The sequence below is a fragment of the Ohtaekwangia kribbensis genome, from assembly GCF_042676245.1.
Taxonomy (GTDB): Bacteria; Bacteroidota; Bacteroidia; order Cytophagales; family Cyclobacteriaceae; genus Ohtaekwangia; species Ohtaekwangia kribbensis.
The window spans coordinates 437599-458366 of the sequence record NZ_JBHTKA010000008.1 but is presented as its reverse complement, the minus strand read 5'-3'; the positions used below and the strand labels follow the sequence as shown (position 1 = coordinate 458366).

At 42.3% G+C, this 20768-nt stretch carries 20 protein-coding genes and 1 tRNA gene; 10 read left to right on the top strand and 11 right to left on the bottom strand.

Annotation, left to right across the window (positions count from 1 at the left end):
- Positions 1-82 precede the first annotated feature (82 nt).
- The 3 genes from ACFQ21_RS22910 (at position 83) to ACFQ21_RS22900 (ending at position 1743) form a co-directional block, all read left to right on the top strand.
- Positions 83-538, top strand: coding sequence for a hypothetical protein (locus tag ACFQ21_RS22910; RefSeq protein ID WP_377583058.1), 456 nt, complete (start codon positions 83-85; stop codon positions 536-538).
- Positions 539-886: 348 nt separating this feature from the next.
- The gene (locus ACFQ21_RS22905) at positions 887-1303 is read left to right on the top strand and encodes a hypothetical protein (protein ID WP_377583056.1); all 417 of its coding nucleotides are present in this window, start codon (positions 887-889) and stop codon (positions 1301-1303) included.
- A 23-nt stretch (positions 1304-1326) separates the two neighbouring features.
- Positions 1327-1743 (top strand): hypothetical protein, encoded by a 417-nt coding sequence (locus tag ACFQ21_RS22900; RefSeq protein ID WP_377583054.1) that lies wholly within the window; start codon positions 1327-1329, stop codon positions 1741-1743.
- Positions 1744-1788: 45 nt separating this feature from the next.
- Here ACFQ21_RS22900 and ACFQ21_RS22895 read toward each other — a convergent pair whose 3' ends face one another.
- Entirely contained in the window at positions 1789-2514 is a 726-nt protein-coding gene (locus ACFQ21_RS22895) for a glutamine amidotransferase-related protein (RefSeq protein ID WP_377583052.1), read from the bottom strand.
- Between the two features lie 84 nt (positions 2515-2598).
- A complete protein-coding gene (locus ACFQ21_RS22890) occupies positions 2599-3330 on the bottom strand; it encodes a superoxide dismutase (RefSeq protein WP_377583050.1) in 732 nt (243 codons plus the stop codon).
- A gap of 107 nt (positions 3331-3437) precedes the next feature.
- Between ACFQ21_RS22890 and ACFQ21_RS22885 the strand changes: the two genes are divergently transcribed.
- Both ACFQ21_RS22885 and chrA read left to right on the top strand, forming a co-directional pair.
- On the top strand, positions 3438-4409 hold the full coding sequence (locus tag ACFQ21_RS22885; protein ID WP_377583048.1) for an isopenicillin N synthase family dioxygenase: 972 nt from the start codon (positions 3438-3440) through the stop codon (positions 4407-4409).
- Between the two features lie 28 nt (positions 4410-4437).
- The gene (chrA, locus tag ACFQ21_RS22880) at positions 4438-5637 is read left to right on the top strand and encodes a chromate efflux transporter (protein WP_377583046.1); all 1200 of its coding nucleotides are present in this window, start codon (positions 4438-4440) and stop codon (positions 5635-5637) included.
- Here the strand turns inward: chrA and ACFQ21_RS22875 are convergent.
- The 3 genes from ACFQ21_RS22875 to ACFQ21_RS22865 all read right to left on the bottom strand — a co-directional run bounded on the left by ACFQ21_RS22875 (position 5634) and on the right by ACFQ21_RS22865 (position 7886).
- Complete coding sequence (locus ACFQ21_RS22875) at positions 5634-5924, bottom strand: hypothetical protein (RefSeq protein ID WP_377583044.1); 291 nt, start codon at positions 5922-5924, stop codon at positions 5634-5636. The genes chrA and ACFQ21_RS22875 overlap by 4 nt on opposite strands.
- Positions 5925-6411: 487 nt before the next feature.
- Positions 6412-6488, bottom strand: a tRNA-His gene (locus tag ACFQ21_RS22870).
- A gap of 57 nt (positions 6489-6545) precedes the next feature.
- Entirely contained in the window at positions 6546-7886 is a 1341-nt protein-coding gene (locus tag ACFQ21_RS22865; protein WP_377583042.1) for a dihydroorotase, read from the bottom strand.
- A 20-nt stretch (positions 7887-7906) separates the two neighbouring features.
- Between ACFQ21_RS22865 and ACFQ21_RS22860 the strand changes: the two genes are divergently transcribed.
- The 4 genes from ACFQ21_RS22860 (at position 7907) to ACFQ21_RS22845 (ending at position 13439) form a co-directional block, all read left to right on the top strand.
- Positions 7907-9295 (top strand): DEAD/DEAH box helicase, encoded by a 1389-nt coding sequence (locus ACFQ21_RS22860; protein WP_377583040.1) that lies wholly within the window; start codon positions 7907-7909, stop codon positions 9293-9295.
- Between the two features lie 5 nt (positions 9296-9300).
- Positions 9301-10389 (top strand): hypothetical protein, encoded by a 1089-nt coding sequence (locus ACFQ21_RS22855; protein ID WP_377583038.1) that lies wholly within the window; start codon positions 9301-9303, stop codon positions 10387-10389.
- A gap of 177 nt (positions 10390-10566) precedes the next feature.
- Positions 10567-12474, top strand: a complete 1908-nt coding sequence (locus ACFQ21_RS22850) for a beta-N-acetylhexosaminidase (protein WP_377583036.1) — start codon at positions 10567-10569, stop codon at positions 12472-12474.
- 56 nt (positions 12475-12530) lie between these two features.
- On the top strand, positions 12531-13439 hold the full coding sequence (locus ACFQ21_RS22845; RefSeq protein WP_377583034.1) for a DUF6892 domain-containing protein: 909 nt from the start codon (positions 12531-12533) through the stop codon (positions 13437-13439).
- 51 nt (positions 13440-13490) lie between these two features.
- On the opposite strand, the gene ACFQ21_RS22840 is transcribed toward ACFQ21_RS22845, so the two are convergent.
- On the bottom strand, positions 13491-15086 hold the full coding sequence (locus ACFQ21_RS22840) for a PAS domain-containing protein (protein WP_377583032.1): 1596 nt from the start codon (positions 15084-15086) through the stop codon (positions 13491-13493).
- Positions 15087-15479: 393 nt separating this feature from the next.
- Between ACFQ21_RS22840 and ACFQ21_RS22835 the strand changes: the two genes are divergently transcribed.
- Positions 15480-15863 (top strand): iron chaperone, encoded by a 384-nt coding sequence (locus tag ACFQ21_RS22835; RefSeq protein ID WP_377583030.1) that lies wholly within the window; start codon positions 15480-15482, stop codon positions 15861-15863.
- 8 nt (positions 15864-15871) lie between these two features.
- Here the strand turns inward: ACFQ21_RS22835 and ACFQ21_RS22830 are convergent, their stop codons facing one another.
- The 5 genes from ACFQ21_RS22830 to ACFQ21_RS22810 form a co-directional block, all read right to left on the bottom strand.
- The gene (locus ACFQ21_RS22830) at positions 15872-16591 is read right to left on the bottom strand and encodes a hypothetical protein (protein ID WP_377583028.1); all 720 of its coding nucleotides are present in this window, start codon (positions 16589-16591) and stop codon (positions 15872-15874) included.
- A gap of 31 nt (positions 16592-16622) precedes the next feature.
- The gene (locus ACFQ21_RS22825; RefSeq protein WP_377583026.1) at positions 16623-17204 is read right to left on the bottom strand and encodes an RDD family protein; all 582 of its coding nucleotides are present in this window, start codon (positions 17202-17204) and stop codon (positions 16623-16625) included.
- A 125-nt stretch (positions 17205-17329) separates the two neighbouring features.
- Positions 17330-19810: an ABC transporter permease gene (locus ACFQ21_RS22820; protein ID WP_377583024.1), complete on the bottom strand. Its 2481-nt coding sequence runs from the start codon at positions 19808-19810 to the stop codon at positions 17330-17332.
- A 107-nt stretch (positions 19811-19917) separates the two neighbouring features.
- Complete coding sequence (locus ACFQ21_RS22815) at positions 19918-20487, bottom strand: hypothetical protein (protein ID WP_377583022.1); 570 nt, start codon at positions 20485-20487, stop codon at positions 19918-19920.
- 37 nt (positions 20488-20524) lie between these two features.
- A complete protein-coding gene (locus ACFQ21_RS22810) occupies positions 20525-20764 on the bottom strand; it encodes a hypothetical protein (RefSeq protein ID WP_377583020.1) in 240 nt (79 codons plus the stop codon).
- Positions 20765-20768: the final 4 nt, after the last annotated feature.

Sequence of the window (20768 nt, the reverse complement as noted above, 5' to 3'; positions counted from 1 at the left end):
CATACCTGCTTAGGGGTACCTACTTTGCGTTACTCTAATACAGAAGTATTTGACGGACCACAAACATTAAAAAGGCAACTGTATGGCAGTTTATTTTGATTCCGATTACAAAAGAATTGAATACGATGAAAAGAATAGGGTGCTGATAGCAACCTGGAAACTTGCGCCAGCATCAGAAGAATTCAGAAGTGGAATGATGGCCATGCTCGATGCCATGAAACAATTTAACACGGGCCGACTCGTATACGATGTTATTCCGCTGGGAGTTCTGCTCGAAGAAGACAGTATATGGGCAGCTACAGAATGGCGTGAGAAAGCTACGGCATTAGGACGCTCTAAAGTTGCCTTTGTTTTGCCGGATGATGTATTTACGGTGATGTCGGTTGAAAGTATGGTGGACAAAGAAAATCAGGAAGTTCCTGTCGCCTACTTCAAAAGAATGGAAGACGCAATTCGATGGGCAGTTATACCAAGGCAAAAGATCGAAGTAAAAAGAGAGTCTTTTAAAGACAAAAAAATCTACGAAAGCGTGTTATAGTTCCCGGTTACCCTGGTAATTGCCAGATCTCTTGTACGATATTTTTTCCGCGGCCTATGACATAGCGCACTTCAAGGTATTCATGTATGAAAAAAATCGAATCATTACGTTGAACATGCACCATACCACACTATACAGTAAAAAAGGAATTTAAAATCTAATTCATTTAACTAGACAGCTGAATCATCGGCTTTCAAGGAGAATAGCGGAATGTTTATTTTTTTGCTTTGATGCAACCATATCTGAACACCAACTACGCAAGTAAGGTTAATGTTAACCTCGCTGCACTACTGCTTTCAATAATTAGTAGCTATGTGAAATTTTTAAAAGAATAAACGAATACAGAAAATGCAGACTTTTTTTGAGAACAAGAGCGCCAAAGTATATTACGACACTAACCTTGATACGCTGTTTCTTGAATACACAGACAAGGTTGCCAATCACGAACAGTTTGTTGTTATCAATGCAGCTGTGTTGAAAGCATTTGAGAATTTACAGACGCGGAAGTGTGTTGCTGATATTCGTAAAATGGGTGTTATAAGTATAGAATCACAAAAGTGGGTTGTTGATATTCTTTTACCTGGAATGATAAAGCACCTGGGCGGAGAAATGCCGATTGTTGCTCAATTGCTTGATAGAGTTGAGATTTTTGCAAAAGTAGCCGCGAATAAAATCAATGAAAAAGTAAAAGACGATAAGAATGGTTTTAGGGTGATGCAGTTTACAGAACGTAAGGCAATGGAAGCCTATTTAAAAAGCGTTTAAATTTACTTTCCTAATATATACTCATGCATATATTTTTTGAAAACCAGAGCGCGAAAGTATATTATGATACAGCGCTCGATGCTTTGTTTCTGGAATATACTAATAAGGTTACCTGTCACGATCAATTTGTTGTTATCAATACAGCTGTTTTAAATGCCTTCACTAAACTTCAAACACAAAAATTTATAGCCGATGTTCGTAAGATGGGGGTTATCGGCATTGAATCACAAAAGTGGGTTGTTGATTATCTTCTTCCGGGCATGATAAAACATCTGGCATCAAAAGATCTGATCCATGTTCAGTTTATGGATGAAGTAGAGATTTTCTCCAAGATTGCTGCAAATAAAATAAAGGATAAATCCAGCCAGGCAATAAAAGGCATTCAGATATCACAATTCTCCAATCGCGCTAAAATGGAAACCTATTTAAAAAGCTTTTAGTTACTTTCTTGCCAATAATATATATACTATTACTCCGGATAACGGTTAACCATTAATGGATAACGATTCACGATTAACGTTTATCCTACGAAAGAAATCCATAATCAAAGCATTCGGTTTTTCCGGAGTAGAATCCAGGGGAGGCTGAAACAATGTGCCCTTGTAAAAACGATGTCCTTTCAATTCGAGTCCGCGCACCTCACCACTGCGAGAGAAAGCCGTGAATACAAAAGGACCTTGTTGAAGTTTACGGGTATAGACCGGATTAATACCATAATTACAATTAAAGAATCCGGTAATAACATCTTTCTTTAACACCGTATATAGCCATGAATCCTTGTCGGTAATGACTACTTCTTCCTGTTGTCCTTTAAGCGAGCAACTCAGTTTGGCAATTACCAGTTGAGATGCATCGGGCTCACTTTCCTCATGGCCGGCATCGACTATACCTAAAACATTTTTAGCATACTCCACAACCATATACTGAAAGCCACCACACGTGCCGAGCAACGGAAAATTATTTTCGCGCGCCCAGCGAATTAACTTGTATACGGCATCATCATTTTTATAGGGCGAACCCGGAGCAATCCACAGTGCATCAATATACCCGGGTATTGATGCGGAAACCGGAATGTTATCCGTTGCTGCCCATGTTGTCTCAATCGGAAAATCAAGATGCTGCCGACAATGTGTTACAGCTTCGTTTAAAGCAATATGTGTATGCTTGTTGGCTGTGAAATCGCCAATGATCGCGATGCGGAGAGGTTTCATAGCAGTATAAAAAAGAATCCATCACAACGCAGTCACTACGCGAAGTATACCTGTCGTTATGATGGATTAATACGTTTCTTAAGATTACGCCAGACGTTTGGCCACTTCATCCCAGTTCACAACATTATACCAGTTGGCGATATACTCGTTGCGTTTGTTCTGATACTTCAGGTAATAAGCATGCTCCCACACATCAATGCCGAGTATCGGAGTTCCTTTCAATTCACTCACGTCCATCAGTGGATTATCCTGATTAGGTGTTGAACCAATTTTTAATTTACCGCTGCTGTCTTTTACCAGCCAGGCCCAGCCGGAGCCGAAACGAGTCATGGCAGCTTGTGTAAATTGTTCCTTGAATTTATCGAACGAACCGAAAGAACTATTGATAGCTTCACCAATTTTACCGGTAGGATTAGCACTTCCCGGCTTCATTACCTGCCAGAAGAAGTTATGATTCCATGCACCCCCTCCGTTGTTTCTTGCTTTCGCAGAAAGTTTGGAAGCGTTGGCAAAGAAATCTTTCTCTGAGCTGAAAGTAATTTTCTCAGCAGCGATGGCTTCATTTACATTCTTGATATATGCTGTGTGGTGTTTCGTATAGTGAATCTCCATGGTAGTCGCATCAATGGAAGGTTCAAGTGCACTATACGCATAAGGCAGCGTTACTTGCGAAAACTGTAAAGCTGATTCCGATATAGTACCGGAATGTGAAGGTTGATCTTCTGCAAGGGCTTTAAAGGCCAGAGGCGTTCCGAGGGCGGTAAGGGTTGTAGCTTTTAAGGCTTGCTGCACAAATTCTCTTCGGGTTGTTTTCATAAACAGATATATTATAGTGTGATACTTCTGCAACCAGTATGGCCGCGTTTACCTGCACGAAATTTAGCCAAAAATATTTAGCTTGCACGGAAACAACTCCGAGTGTTATGAACGAAATATTATACGATCAGATTCCCTCGCTCGACCTGGCTGATTACTATGGTGGTGACGAGAACAAAAAGAAGAAATTTGTAGCAGACCTGGGTGCTGCCTATAATAACATTGGCTTCGTGGCTATCAAGAATCATTTTCTTACCGATGCCATGCAACAGGATTTGTACAAGACGATCAAAAACTTTTTTGCTTTGCCGGATGAGGTAAAAAAGAAATATGAACGGCCGGATTTGGCAGGTCAGCGGGGATATACCGGTAAAGGAAAAGAACATGCCAAGGGTAGAAATACCGGAGACCTGAAAGAGTTCTACCACGTTGGTCAGGATCTGGCCGAAGCAGAACTCAAGAGTGAAGATTACCCGGCCAATGTTTGGCCACAGGAAATTCCTGACTTTAAAAATATAAGCACGGATGTATACCGCGCGCTGGAAAAAACCGGCACCTATATGTTACGTGCTATAGCGCTATACCTGAACCTGCCTGAAAATTACTTTGACGACAAGATTAAGCACGGCAACAGTATATTGCGCCCCATACATTACTACCCTATCGAAAATCCGGATGCCGTGCCGGAAGATGCCGTGCGTGCTGCCGAACATGGAGATATAAATCTGATCACCTTGTTAATGGGTGCCAGTGCCGATGGTTTGCAGGTATTGCGCAGAGATGGTAAGTGGATACCAATAACAGCATTGCCTGATCAGCTCGTAGTAAATGTAGGCGACATGCTGGAGCGCCTTACCAATAAAAAGCTGAAATCAACGATACACCGTGTGGTAAATCCGCCACGCGCGTTAATGAATACACCACGTTACTCTATTCCATTCTTTATGCACCCGCGCTCGGAGATGAGTCTGGCTGCACTGAAAGATTGTGTAAATAGTGAGAACCCGAAGCAATGGGAAGATATTACAGCCGGAGAATTTCTCGATCAGCGTCTGCGCGAAATCGGATTGAAAAAATAATGGAAGCGAACACCGGTATACAGTTAGCATGATCGGGCGGGTTCGATACTATATCTTCCTGCGCGATATACTGATGCTCGCGGTCACCACGTTTGGCGGACCGCAGGCACATCTTGCTCATTTTCAAAAAGTGCTGGTAGACAAACGGAAGTATCTGACAGAGGATGATCTGATGGAGATCAATTCACTTTGTCAGATATTGCCCGGCCCCACTTCAACACAAACATTAACCGCTATAGGTTTCAAGATTGGCGGGCCTACGCTGGCCTACCTCACGTTGCTGGTATGGATACTTCCGGCTGTTATACTCATGACGCTTGCCGCGATGCTCATGTCGAGCATAGAAGAGAAAAACTGGTCGCTTGAATTCACGCGTTTCATACAACCCATGGCCGTAGGCTTTGTAAGCTATGGTGCGTTTGTAATTATACAGAAAACCGTGCGCACCAAAACAGGTATAGTGTTAATGGTAACGGCCGCTATACTTTCCTATCTCATTCAAACTCCCTATGTGTTTCCGGTTATATTGCTGTGCTCAGGTTTACTTACTGCACTGAAGTATAAAAATCAACCGAAAGAAGAGAAGGTAAAGATTGTAGTACCGTGGGCAAACTTTTTACTATGGGCAGGTGTATTGATTTTTGCTGCAGCACTTGGAGGTATAACGCGTGCGCTTCCCGTAAGGCTGTTTGAAAACTTCTATCGTAACGGGAGTCTTATATTCGGTGGCGGACAGGTACTCACTCCGTTGTTATATACCGAGTTCGTGCAATATGCACCCAAACAATATCTTACTTCAGGCGAATTTCTGTCGGGCTACGCTATAGCCCAGTCGTTGCCAGGCCCGGTATTTTCATTCAGCTCGTATATAGGTGCATTGTCGATGCGCGAGTATGGAACCGGTGGAGAAATTCTTGGTGCACTGGTTTCTGCGTTCGGTATATTTTTACCGGGCACGTTTTTGATCTTCTTTGTGATTCGCTTCTGGGAAAGTCTCAAACGCTATAGGGCTGTGCGCGCATCGTTGGAAGGAATTACGGCTGCAAGTGCGGGACTCGTGGCAGCATCAGCGGTTATACTTTTTCAGCCGCTTGAGAATACCATTATAAATTTCAGTGTTACTATAGCAACGTTTCTGTTGCTGCTATTTACCAAAATACCATCACCGCTAATTATACTCGGAGGATTGTTATTGGGTTTTGTTGTGCGATGGGCGACTGAACGTTAATCCAGAAAATCAACAGGCAGTTTAATCTGATCAGAGTAAAACTGCATGCGCGAATGATTCGTATCTAACGGTAATATCTTCTCAATTATTGTGTTCTTATGATTGATAAATACTTCAACATAAAAATTTCCGAGTAGATAAAGATTTACTTTATACCCGTAGTATCGGATCGCCATGATGAATGTACCTTTTTCGTACAACACATCAATTTTTTCTTCGAGCGCCAGCTTCTTATAGTCTTTCCACACGATCATGAGATGAACATACAGTAAAAATACCTCGGGCACAACATTGCATGTTATCGAAGTTTTTCGTTTACGGAGCAACGGTACTTCTCCGCGATAATATGGTTACAACTTCGTTGTACTAAGTTGCTGTTGTGTCCTATATAATTTCTAAAATATACTTACGCGCGTTGAGAAGTTTTGCATACAAATGTCAACTATACTGCGTCAGTACGTTCATGCATATACGCATAACGCAATTGTAATGTTGTGTTGATCTTTGAGACACCTGTCTGCTCTATAGTTTATAATTGGGCAACAGACTTAATGTTCAGAGAGATTAAAAAGAATAATGAATATGTCTGATTTAGATGAGAGATGTTGTGCCCGTGCTATATGCATTCACCAGGTTGATGAACGCAGAAAATTTTTCTCATCTTCTTTAAGAATTCTCCACATGAAGACATCTCTGACGTTTGCTGAAAACAGGCAGCGTTAATTTCAGAGAGACTATGAAAAGCAAAAAGCCTCTTGAAGAGGCTTTTATTTTTGGGGTGAATGATGGGACTCGAACCCACGACCCTCAGAATCACAATCTGATGTTCTAACCAACTGAACTACATCCACCATTTTGAGGACTGCAAATTTAGTGACCTGCTTCGAATTTGCAAAAAACATTTAAGATCATTTTCGATTAAACGTCAGGCGCTCGCCCGGGTGGCTTTCATCGAACTTCCCATCCTCGTACGCCAGGTGGCCCGAAACGAAAGTATGCGTGATGGTTGAATGAAATTTTGTTCCCTCCAGGGGCGACCATCCGCATTTTGATAAAATATTGGACTTGTGTACCGTCCAAGTTTTATCGAGGTCGGCCAGCACGAGGTCAGCAAAATATCCTTCACGAATAAAACCGCGCTTCTCGATCTGGAAAAGTATGGCCGGGTTATGACTCATTTTCTGTACGATCTTCTCCAAACTTATCCTTCCCTGTTGGTAAAACTCAAGCATCGCCACCAGGCTGTGTTGAACGAGTGGTCCTCCGGAAGGAGCCTTGAAGTATGTGTTGCTTTTTTCTTCGAGCAAGTGTGGTGCATGATCGGTAGCGATAACATCGATGCGATCTTCCAGCAATGCCTTGAAAATCTCCTGTTGATCGTGTGATGTCTTCACGGCCGGGTTCCACTTCAGCAATGTACCCAGTCGTTTATAGTCACTGTCATTAAACCACAAGTGATGAATACAGGCTTCGGCAGTGATCTTCTTTTGCTCCAGCGGAATGCTGTTATCAAATAACGAAATCTCTTTGGCGGTTGAGATGTGCAGTACGTGAAAACGTGCGCCATGTTTTTTAGCAAGGCCAATCGCGAACGATGAAGAGCGATAGCATGCTTCTTCACTCCGTATCAGCGGGTGGCATTCTATAGGTACATCTTCTCCATAACGATCTTTATACTCGGCTGTGTTTTTGCGAATGGTAGGTTCATCTTCACAATGCGCAGCGATGAGTGCCGGAAAGCGAGAGAAGAAACCTTCCAGTGTCTCCTGGTTATCAACAAGTAAATTGCCGGTAGATGAACCCATGAATATCTTCAGTCCGCATACTCTGGTAATATCGGTCTTCATTACTTCTTCCAGGTTATCGTTCGAAGCACCTATAAAGAAGGAGTAATTCGCTAATGATGTACGCGCAGCGATCTGATATTTTTCTTCCAGCAACACCTGCGTAAAGGTTGGCGGGTTGGTGTTGGGCATTTCCATAAAACTGGTAACACCACCGGCAACAGCCGCCCGTGCTTCAGTTTGTATCGTTGCTTTGTGCGTTAAGCCGGGTTCGCGGAAGTGAACCTGGTCATCAATTGCTCCCGGTAGCAGGTATTTACCCTGGGCATCAATTACTTTATCGGCCATCGGGTACGACAGATCTTTTCCGATTCTTTCGATATACCGGTCTTTAATAAGTACATCTCCCTGAAAGACCTTGCCCTCATTAACTATATTTGCGTTCGTTATCAGCGTAGTTTTCATCGCAGTAAAATTAGAACCAAGTGTCTGCCATTACAACTTTCGAAGAATTTAATCTCAATAAACAATTACTCAACGCAGTTTCCGACCTGGGTTTTGTGCACCCCACGGAAATCCAGCAGAAATGTATTCCCATTATCCTCGCGGGGCAGGAAGTAATTGGCATTGCGCAGACCGGCACCGGTAAAACGGCTGCCTATCTTTTACCGCTGCTCATGAAGATCAAGTATGCACAAGGCACGGAGCCGCGTGCGTTGATTCTTGCACCGACAAAAGAGCTAACCATTCAATTGGCGGAACACACAAAACTACTCGCTAAATATACTGACCTGCGTATACTGCCGATCTACGGAGGTATAGGTCCGAAAGCACAAATTGAAAGCATTCAGCAAGGTGTCGATATATTGATATCTACTCCCGGGCGCTTTACCGAACTTTACCTGCGGGGTGAGATTCCGGTAAAGCAATTTAAAATGCTCGTGCTGGATGAAGCTGATCGTATGATGGACATGGGCTTTATGCCACAGCTTCGTAAAATTTTTGAAGTGATTCCGAGCAAGCGTCAGAACCTTTTGTTCTCGGCTACATTTCCGGAGAAAGTGGAGCGACTCTCGGGCGAGTTCCTGGAATTTCCAGTAAGAGTTGAGATAACGCCACAGGCTACACCGGCCCGGCAGGTAGAGCAGGAGTTGTATCATGTACCCAACATTAAAACGAAGATCAACTTTATAGAATACCTGCTCCGGAATAAAGAAGACTTTAACCGCGTGATGATTTTTACCCGCACGAAGGAGAATGCTGAAAATGTTTTCAAGTTCATTGAACGTAAAGATCTCGGCCCGGTGCGCGTGATACACTCGAACAAAGGGCAGAACAGTCGTATCAATGCCGTTAATGAATTTAAAGAAGGCAAGTTGCGTGTGCTTGTATCGACTGATGTAACGGCCCGTGGTATAGATGTGACGAAGGTATCACATGTTATAAACTTTGATGTACCTATACTATACGAAGACTACGTGCATCGTATTGGTAGAACAGGTCGTGCGTTTCAGGATGGCAAAGCGATTACATTCGTAAACCGCGCAGAAGAATATCATATTGAAAAAATTGAAAAGCTGATTCGCGAGAAAATACAGGCAAAGGATTTACCCGCTGAAGTGTTTGTAGAGAAAACATCTTTCGAAGAAAAGCAGGAAATAAACAAAGCGATTGATGATCAGAAGCGCAGAGACGATCCGGCCTTTAAAGGAGCGTTTCACGAGAAGAAAGATGCAAAACGTATCGAGGCAAAAAAGAATGAAAGCAAGGCCCGCGTTGGCAAACAAAAAGTAAAGAATAAACGTGACGACAGAAAGCGACCCGATATAAACCGGGAGGACAGGAAGAAACCTGATAAAAGAAGACCGCGGTAATTTATATGCGTTGCTATAAAAGCAGAATCATCGCAGGTATATATGCAATGCTCTGCAGTGCAGGGGCAGGCACGGCACAAGTCACAAACAATAACATTCAGAATGGTTCGCGATTGATGCAGGATGCTGCATATACAGAATCATCTACCGATCATGCCACAGTTGAGTGGGATTGTGTCAATAAATCACTCAAGGCTCTCACCAATAAATGTCTGATCTATCACAACGATCAGTGGTTTACGTTTCGTGTGAATCAATCAGGTAAATATTACTTAAATATAGCATCACTGGCATGTCGTGATGCACGGGGTATTCAGGCTATTATACTGCAAGGCAATCCATGCACTACTGAGCAATATCAGGTACTGAAGTGTATACCCAAAATTGAAGGCGATGATGTTTTCATAGAAATCGATTCGCTGTTAGCAGGTAATGACTACTTCGTAAACATCGATGGCTTCCTGGGTGACTTCTGCAAGTTTGAAATACAATTCAGCTCAAACCCCAAAGGCTTTCTGTACACATCTGAAAGTCTTGACACGTTATCACTAAAGGCAGATGTTACCGGCAAAGTAGTTGATCTGCATTGGACAGCCTCTGAGTCTTTGCTACAAACGCTGGAGCGATTTGAAGTATTCCGGAAACGTAAAGGCGAAGCTGCTTTGCCTGTTGCTGTATTTGCTCCTGTTTTGAATACGGCAGGAAAGTATATCACAAATTATTCAGCAACAGATGTGCTTTCAGAAGCCGGTATATATACCTACGAAGTTATAGCCGTCTATAAAGATAGCCAATTAAAAGAAGTCCTCGATCGTGAGTTGGTTACATTCCGTCCATTAGCAAGTCTTGATCCCTATCTTCATGTTTCATTAGACTATAAGACCGGAACTAAAGTCCAATTGATGCTGATCGATGAAATGCGTGATGTTGTTCTAAAGCAAAACACCTTTGTGTTCAATGCCAGGCACGACCAACAACAAAAGATCTACATTGGCGATTATCTCGACAAAGGAATCAATCACTTCCTTGTTGTATCCACCAACTTAAAAACTTTCGAGAAGCGCGTTTATAAATTCACAGCGACAAACAAATAATCCACCAGCAACCTGTAGCTGGCACCGAGAAGACAATTACCGTCTCGCAGCTCAAAGCTTACACCCGCAGCTATTTCACCTGCCGCTAAAAAGTGTGTGCTCCCGGCACATGTAAAATTTTTTCATCGCTGCACGAAAGTGCTTAACTTGGTTGCCTTACAAACCCCAACTACAACCATGAAATTTCGAACTTTACGAGGTGTGTTATGCATTGCCTGCTGCGTGTGGTTTGCCCAGGCAACAGCACAAAACATTTCTCTTATTCCTGCTCCGGTAAGCTTGCGGCAGGAGACTGGTCACTTTCTGTTCACCAGCACTACAACGGTAGGTGTACCCGCCAAACAACCGGAAGTAGCACGCATTGCCCAGTACCTCGTTGACAAAGTAAAACCTGCTACCGGGTATATATTAACAGTAGCTGAGTCAAACACGGCACATGTCATACTTCAGCTCAACGCAAAACCGGATGCGCGCCTCGGACAGGAAGGATATACTCTACATACAGTGGCTGGTAAAGCTGAGATAAACGCGAATACACCGGCCGGTATATTTTACGGTGTGCAAACCTTGTTGCAACTTTTGCCGCCCGAAATAGAGTCTTCTTCCCTGGTAAAAGATGCTGAGTGGAAGGTGCCTGCAGTTACAATTGTAGATTACCCTCGCTTTAGCTGGCGAGGACAAATGTTTGATGTAAGCCGACACTTCTTTTCTAAAGAATATGTAAAGAAATATATAGATCGCATGGCTAAGTATAAAATGAATCGTTTCCATTGGCATCTTACCGATGACAACGGCTGGCGTATTGAAATAAAAAGTCTGCCGCGCTTAACTTCGGTTGGTGCATGGCGTGTGCCGCGTGTTGGTACGTTCGGCAGTAACGATGCGCCTAAGCCTGGTGAGTTGGCTACCTATGGCGGCTTCTATACGCAGCAGGATATAAAAGAAATTGTGCAGTATGCAAAGGAGCGCTATATAGAAGTACTTCCGGAAATAGATGTGCCCGGTCATAGTATGGCAGCACTGGCTTCGTATCCGGACCTTTCGGTTACCAACGATACAACGCTGCGGGTAAACCCGGGATCGAGTTTCTCAACGTGGTTTGGCAATGGCAAATTCGAAATGCACCTCGATAATACACTTGATCCTACCGATGAAAAGGTATATCAGTTCCTGGATAAAGTATTTACCGAAGTAGCCGCATTATTCCCGTTTGAATATATACACATGGGCGGTGACGAATGCTATAAAGGTTTTTGGGAGCGCGACAAAAACGTGCAGGCGTTCATGAAGAAAAATAATCTGAAGAATGGTGAGGAGCTACAATCTTACTTTGTGAAACGTGTTGGCAAGATCATTCAGAATAAGAAAAAGAAGATGATCGGGTGGGACGAGATATTGGAAGGCGGTATCGCACCGGGTGCTGCCGTGATGAGCTGGCGCGGTACCAAAGGAGGTATAGAAGCTGCACACCTCAAACATCCCGTTGTGATGAGTCCGGCACCGGTATATTATCTCGATATGTACCAGGGGGAACGATCTATTGAGCCTCCGGTATATGGCAGCTCGCGATTGAAGGAAGTATATACCTTTGACCTGGTTCCTGCTGAAATGGATTCAACGTATGTGCTGGGGGCGCAAGGCAACTTGTGGACAGAACAGATACCCACAGAGGCGCATGCCGAGTATATGATATACCCGCGTGCGCTTGCTATGGCAGAAGCATTCTGGACACCGGAGAAACAAAAAGACTGGCCAAACTTTGTAACACGGGTAGAAGAACACTTTAAACGCATGGATGAAGCGCATATAAACTATGCTCCGAGTATGTACGATCCCATCATTACCGTAAAGAAGAGTCCACAAGGTAAAATCATGATCGATCTTGCATCAGAAGTACCGGAACTCGATATCTTCTATACCGTTGATAATACAATTCCTAATCAATATTCGCCACGGTATAGTACTGCATTTGAATTTCCGACAGGTGCCGATAATCTGCGCATTATCACTTATCGTAAAGGTGAGCCTGCAGGGAGGTTGATTACGTTGAAAACGGAAGATCTTGAAAAAAGAATAAGGAAGTAAGCGTAAATATAACGTACTGCTATAAATTGCCCGGATAAATATCCGGGCTTTTTTTTATGGGCTACAAATCAGTTTCAGAAATAGTCGTAAGCGATCATGATGTACGTATCGATGAAAGTCACTTTACAATACCTGTACCGTTGCAAACTTTAAAAGACATACTTGGTACTACACCGGCTGTATTTAAAGGCAAGTACAATACGGTTTATACCTGGCATGATCTGGGAATACGTGCATACTCCAGTGATAAAGTAAATGTGCAGGCGTTGGGTCTGGACTTTTTAAAACACAGAGAGTATAATTTTACACCATCGTCACTGTATACCGGTAAATTAGAAATAGGCGATCAGGACTATGCTGCCATTTGTGTGGAGCGAAAGGATGAGCACGATGATTCCATGGAGATCACGCTTGGTGTAAACCACATATTTATAGATCTGAATGAATCAGGTGCTATTGCAGCGATAGAAATTTCTGAAGTGAAGGCACCGGAGCCGATAGGAGACCCGGACCGGTATAAATTTACACCCATCGCTGGTGAAAAGATTGAGTTTAAAGATTTCAATTTTAAACTGGCAATTATACAGGTGCTAATGTATGAAAAGGAATTGCTCAAACCTGCCTTCGATATATTTGAGTTTGCCAAGCGATACAACGAACGTGCGATCGATGTAAACAGCGAAGGCTACGACATTATTCCTGAAGTAAAAGAATACTTTGAGAAACTGGAGATCGACAGGAAGTATGCTGACGAGATAACGGAGATTATACAGGATGGCGGCAATGATATATACATGAACATGATCGCCTTCTGGAGTGGCGAAGATGATGTATTCAATATTCGCTCATTCGAAGATGCTGACCATTTTAAGAACCTGAAAAAAATGGAAATATTTTACGATGAGAATATAGATGCTATACGCGAAGAATTTCGTGTAAAAGGTATAGACGTGGATTTATATTAATCGGTATAGATACTTACAGCAGTGAGTGTTACTGCCGTAAGTATTTTCTTATCAAGCGGCCGCCATTTCTGTAGCTTTTACAACCTCGGTTGCAAACTTGGTGACCTTCACCACTTCACCATTGGCATTAAGAATCGGATTGTAGATTGCATTTAGCCATACAGTTTTGCCCGATGCTGTAAGGCGCCTGAAAACACCTTTTGTAGCTTTACCAGCCGCAAGGTCTCTCCAGAAAGTCCTGTAGTCATCCTGCACCCGTATATCTTCCGGAACAAACTTGTGGTGGTGGTGTCCTGCTATATCTTCGAGACGATACTCCATTGTTCTGAGAAAGTTCTCATTTGCCGTGAGTACAGTTCCATGGGGAGTAAATTCAATAATGGCCATTGTTGCGTTGATGCCTTCAATAACACCTTTGCTCTCAGCCATCATTTCCTGTTCATGGGTTATATCGGTGGCAAATTTTACGATCTTTATAACATTGCCGGCCGCGTCCAATATAGGATTGTAAATAGCATTCAGCCATTTGATTTGTCCATCCTGCGACAGCCGCTTGAATACACCTTTGATCGATTCTCCAGCCGCAAGGCGATTCCAGAAAGTTTTATACTCGTTCGAATGTAGTATATCATTCGGAACAAACCTCCGGTGATGCATGCCGGTAATTTCCTCAAGCCTGTAATTCATGGTTCTCAGAAAGATTGAATTTGCATGGAGAATATGCCCGTCCGGTGTAAATTCTATAGTAGCCATGGTAGCGTTAATACCATTAAGAATACTCATCATTTCAGCAGAAGCTTTATTAAGCGCATCGCTTTTACGCTGCATTTCCTCTTGTGTAGCCTGCAACTCTTCCATATTCTGGCGCATTTCTTCTTCCTGCGCACGCATCTCTTCGGCTTGTTGCTGACTTGCACTTAGTAATGATAATATGCGCTCGCTTTCCTTAACGTGTTTGATGCTGGCCGCTATATTCTCCGACAGCTTCCGGATGAAGTCAATCTTGTGCGCTGGAAATTCATGAAACGAAGCGAGCTCAAGTACACCAAAAACTTTCTCGTTAATGAGCAGTGGTGATATAAGAATAGATTTTGGCGCGGCCTGTCCCAAACCGGAAGTGATCTTTACGTAACCGGCAGGCGTTTGAGTCATATATATAGTCTCTCGTTCCAGTACACACTGTCCTACAAGACCTTCGCCCAGATTTACCTTGTTTGATACATACTTCTTGCGATCGTAAGCATAGCATGCAATCATATCCAGGTATGCATCATCGCCCTCACCCTCCAGAACGAAGAGCGCTCCCTGATTGGCTTCTACATATTTAATGAGGTTGCTGAGTATATCGTCAGACAGTTTTTGCAAGTCGAGGGATTCTTTATTACGAAGTATATCTGCAAACTTCGCCAGCCCTACATTGAGCCAGTTTCGTTCGTGTTCTTCCTGCGATAATTTGGCAAGATGATTTTTGATGGATGTGAGAGATGCTCCCAACTCGCTATCGAGTAGTTCTTCTGATACATCAATCGCCAGATTCCCCTTCTCAATTTCCTTAATAAAAGCAGATGCTTTTTTAGCTTGCTCCAGTTGACGTTCAAGTCCACTCCTGACTTCCTTCAGAGCTTTCTGTTGAAATAGTAGTTTCATGTTGATTAACTTGGTAATAAAAAATTATGATGCATAAGAGGTTGTTGTACGGGGGAGTGTAACCTCATAAAGCTTAGATCCAATTGTAATGCCGGGTTCAAAAATGTGCTTTGACTCCGCTGCTCCGATGCCAAACTATATTTTGTAACGATATACATTATTGCTTTTTGCATGCCTTTTCGCGGTTCATTATAACTGTTATAACACGTAGCGATTGGTTTTGTTTGGCGATGGTTGTCTTAATTTGAGATATTTTGTTCCGTTTCTATAACGATTGTGCACCCATGTGAGTGTAAACGTTGTCGCATTTGACCCGATCGATGTCGCGTTTCCGGATCGTGACATTATTTACTGTAGAGTAATTTTGATCTATACCACATAAGCAAACGAATCATGGAAAACACGAAGAATATAACCAAGTTTACAGGCATTGACGAGTACATTGCAGCTTTTCCCGCGGATGTTCAAAAGCTGTTGGAGAGTATAAGAGGTACGATTCGGAAGGCGGCACCGAAAGCGGAGGAAACTATAAAGTATGCCATGCCCACATTTATACTGAATGGTAACCTGATACATTTTGCTGCCTATAAAAATCACATCGGTATATATCCGGTGCCACGCGGTGACGATTCATTCAAGAAACTACTGGTGAGATACGAAGGCGATAAAAGCACCATGCGGATTCCACTGCATGAACCACTACCGTTAACGCTGATAGGTAAGATTGTGAAGTATAATGTGAAGCGAAATCAGGATGCACTTAAGGTAAAGAAGTAGCCGTTAGCTTATTCCAGAATTTTAATAGGATTGTATTCGCTTATGGTATAATTGTCACTGGTGAACTCTAACTGAAAATGATGGAATTTGTCTTTATTGTTTAGCACACCATCTTTGTTTCGATCTTCAAGCGTTCTGAAATATAGCTTTGCTTCACCCTTTATTATAGTATAGTCGTAAAATTCGTTCAACTCTTTTGATAGCTTTTTGAATTCAGATCCATCCGCTTTACTAATGTATAATGCTTCGAGATCCTGGTAATTATATACATTATCACCGTTCGTATCACGGTCATTAACGGTATATAGAATAAAACCTTTGCGAGTTGATTCGAAGATTGGACGAAGGAAGACGATATCGCTTATCTTCATTTTGTGGTGAGTGAGTTTTCGATCATTTCCATTATTATCACGAAATATCACATTGACAAAATCTCCCGTCAGGTGATCATTCCTAAAATAACTGGCATCTGAATCGGTGCTACCATAATAGTCGTAAGTTGATTTGCTAATACCATTTCTTCCGCTTATGCTGATAGCACTTACAGCGAAGATCAGTGATTCAGTACTGTCGAACTTAACAGGCAGCTGTGCAACCAGAATTTTGGTAGTGTCTTTTTGAATTTCTTCTACTGCTATAGTGTCAATTTTGTTTTCATAATTGATTTTGGAACGCTGCTGGCACGACATGATAAAAATGAATATCGTGCCGATAATTAATGTTCTCATCACAATCGACTAAAAGCGTATGGAGTTTGTTCTATAATGCATACGAAGGCTGCCTTTCAATAACATACGTTTGAGCAATCTTATCATGTAGCGAACGCTTGCGAGAGTCGGCCAACAATACAATGGCATCAACAATTGTAATTAAACCACTTACAAAGTTCATGATCTGAAGTGACTTGAATTGACCGCTATACTGCGAGTATTCCATAAAACCATTGATCTCCTCAAACTCGGGACTAAGGTATATATCAAGTGTAAAGAAGAGTGTTACCAGTGAAGGAACAATATGAAAAATGTTTCGCAAAAGTATTTCCTGGAGACCAGCCTTCTCAAATTGAGCATCAACTACTTTTAGTTTTAAAGCCATTTTACCAAGCGTAGCACCGTATACATACTCCATAATTGGTTTATAGGCAAGCGTAAGAAGCGTGACAACGGCAAGAAGCAGCGAACTTTTGGCTGATGTAACATTGAAGTACATTACGCCTACGCTTATAGGCGCCAGCACAAGTCCGTCAATAAACATGGCACCAAATCGTGGCCAAAAGCCTCCATAGATGACAGCGTTTGGATCAATGGCGGCATTGGGCTGAGGTGCATCGAGGATTTCCATGGGAGAAGTTAGATTTGATTTTTCAAACTAAAGATACTTATCCGATGCGAACTTATTAATAACATGGAGTTAATTTTTTAGGACAAGATGATGATAGGTGTATTAACCTAATAGACTTCTGGTATTTACTCCCCTCCCAAATGATCGACCGGATTGGCGTTAGCCGTTTTTATGGTTTGAAATCCTGAAACAATTAACACGATAATCATGATAACGGTTACAGGCAACAGTGCCAGCCATGCCGTTAATTGAATTCGCTCCGGGTAACTTGATAACCATTCTTTTGCCAGTATATAAATGAGCGGAGTGGCAAGTATAGAGGCTATCGCGATTAATCTTACGTTGGTTTTCGAAAGCAATATGGTTACTCCCAATACAGAAGCTCCCAGAACTTTACGAATGCTGATCTCTTTCAAGCGTGAATTCATTTCAAAAAGCGTTATGCCTACAATTCCAAGACAGGCAACAATAATCGCTATACCTGCAAATAGTGTAAATATTTTCTGGAAATATACTTCGCTTCTGAATTGACGGTCATAGTATTCATCCAGGAAGAAGTAGTCGAATGGCCGGTCCGGGAAGAGTTCTCTCCAGGTGCTTTCTATTTGAGACAACGACTGCTGATGGCGGCTGCCTTCTTTTAATCTCACGGAGAAATATACCTGTTGAAAAGTTGCATAGTTGTGAAATAGGATCGTAGGGTATACTTCTTTCTTGGTGGCTTCGTGATGATAGTCGCTAATCACACCAATGATGCGACACTTCAGTGGCTCATCAAAGGCTTCGAAATATATTTCCTGGTTAAGCGCTTCTGACGCAGAGGTAAATCCCAGCTGACGGATTGCGCGTTCGTTTAAAATCACAGACGACCAGTTCGCAGTTTCCCATGGAGCTGTGCCGTTAAATTTTGATGGAACTTCAAAACTGTTGCCAGCGATCAAATCAATGTTATAGGTGTTGATGAAGTCGGCACTTACAAAAAGTGTTTTATATACTGCCGGATCGTAGGGGTCACCTATATTTCGTTTGATCAGATTGACATAATTGAAACCAATCTCCGAACCGGGTATAGCAGATGAACTTGCCAGTGATTGCACAGCCGGGTATTGCAGTAATTTATTCTGAAATGTTTCGAATTCACCATACTTCGTGGTTAACTCCTGGTTTGAGTATGCGGTAGGATTTCGAATCGCCACAACGGTTTCAAGTTCAATACCTTTGTTGATCAACTTCATGAAATCAAGTTGCTGTTGTACGGTCATGACAAACGCAACAAGTATAATAGAGACCGTAAATTGGAACACCACGAGAGTTTGTCTCACTTTGCTGCCTGACCTATATTTACTCATGTTTCCCTTCAGTGCAGCAACAGGATCAAACTTCAATAGAAATATAGCCGGGTATATTCCCGCCGAGACAGATCCGATCAGGAATAGTACAGCAGCACCCGTCCATACAAAAGACTGATTAGCCGAAATGTACTCGAGCTGAACTCCGGTGAGATCCGTATAGTAAGGAGCGAATGCAATAATGACTAAAACGGAGAGGGTAAACGCCCCTAGTGTGAGACAGCAGTACTCGGTGAGATATTGTACAGCCAGATTCAGTTTGCCGGAACCGATAACTCTTCTTACGCTAAATTCTTTGGTGCGCGAAATAAACCTCGATGTCTCCAGGTTAATATAGTTTATCCACGCAATTACAAGTATAATGAATCCTATACAGCCAAGCAGATAAAGTAATTCCTTGTTGCCGTTCGCTTCAAGTTCATCCTTGCAATGTGAAGACAAATGAATGTCTGTAATGGGCTGAAGATATACTTCAGTATCTTTAATTAGCTTGTTTTCCTTTTCCAGTTGATGAAGTAATCGATTAAGCTTTTGTTCAATAACATCGGGCTGTATTTTGTCTGAAAAGGTTACATAGGTCATCAGTCTTCCCTCACCCCAGAGATCTACTGAAGCTTCGGGACGAGTATCATTGATTTGCTCAATTATAGTCGCATGGAAATGTGCGTTCTCCGGAATATCCTTAATTACACCCCGTATAGTATAGTGACCTCCTTCCGAGTGATCGTCTATTCTGTCGAGTATCTGGCCGACCGGGTCTTTATCTCCGAATAATTTTTTTGCTATTGTCTCGGAAATCGCAATGCTATTTGGTTCTTTCATAGCCGTTGCTGCGTTGCCGTGAAGTAGCAACGAAGGAAACACAGCGAAGAAAGCTGAATCGGAGCTGAGCCAGCCACCCGTTTCGTTATATATCTTGCCCTGGTAGCGGAACAGAAAACCGGTGTTGGCGGGAATCTTATAGAAACCTGTTACACTTCGTACCTCCGGGAAGTTCTCCTTCAACAGCATCCGTATTCCGGGGAAAGTCTTGGCTGACGTTTCTACCAATTCACCATTCTCATAACGTTTTAGTCCAATGCGGTATATATAGTCTTTGTTGGTGTGGAACTGATCGTAGCTTAGCTGAAAGCTGATATAGTGTACGATAAGCAGAAAAGCCGATATACCTATAGAAAGTCCTATAACATTGATGAGTGTAAAGATTTTGCTTCGGGTGAGATGGCGGAAGGCAACTTTAAGATGGGTTGTTAGCATGGCACAAGAGGGTTTGGGAAATCTAATATACAGCAAATATGGATGCGTTCTTTATCCCATTTCATAGGGAATAATCCCTATGAAATGGATATATCGCTATACAAAAATTAATGATGCCAAGTGATTCCCCTTTGACTTGTCCACTTACCATTTTCCTTTTTAAGCATCAATTGCCACCCGCTTCCGCAGAGGCCTCGACATAAATGGCGTACCATCATTACGGCTGTCGTCCCGTCTTTCGAAAACAGCGGAGGACTAAATACGTACCAATTTTCTTTATTGCTTAAATTAAACTTTAGTCGATTGTTGTTCCAACTGAAATTTGAAGCAGATGATAATTGATATAGCATACCTTCAACGTCTTCAGGACTTAAGCATTTGTCAAGACTAAAATTATATTCTATGGCAACCTTCAATTCCAAGAAGTGTTGCTTGCGATCTGATCCGGTTGAGTGTTGTGCTGTATTTTTACTTTCAAGTAAGCTTAACAAAAATTCTTTATTGCTTTTGGTGTCATCGATCTGATATTCCGGAGTAAGGGTTAGCCCGTAATTCTTATCCAAGTTTTGATCTTCAATGACAAAACTTAACACTTCATAAATCCTGTCATCATTTCTGTTTTCTCGAATACAACCACACAAGGCAATAATGATGCACAGAATCAAAAATTGTTTCATATGAATTTGTGTCACTACGTGCAGTATTAATACATCGTTACTTCCCTCTCAGCTTCTGCCTTCGGTTGTTTCGGATCAATGCCACTATATAGCCTCCTAACACAGACAAGACCAAATATATAGGGAACGCCCACGTTAACGTTGTAAGAAGACCACGCAGAAAATCTTCGGCACCATTAAGTGCATATTCGGAAGAGCGTTGTGAGAACTTCACTATATGGAAGATCAGGAGGATGACCAGTATTATGGACGAGTATTGAAAGAACTGCTTTTTCATTGAC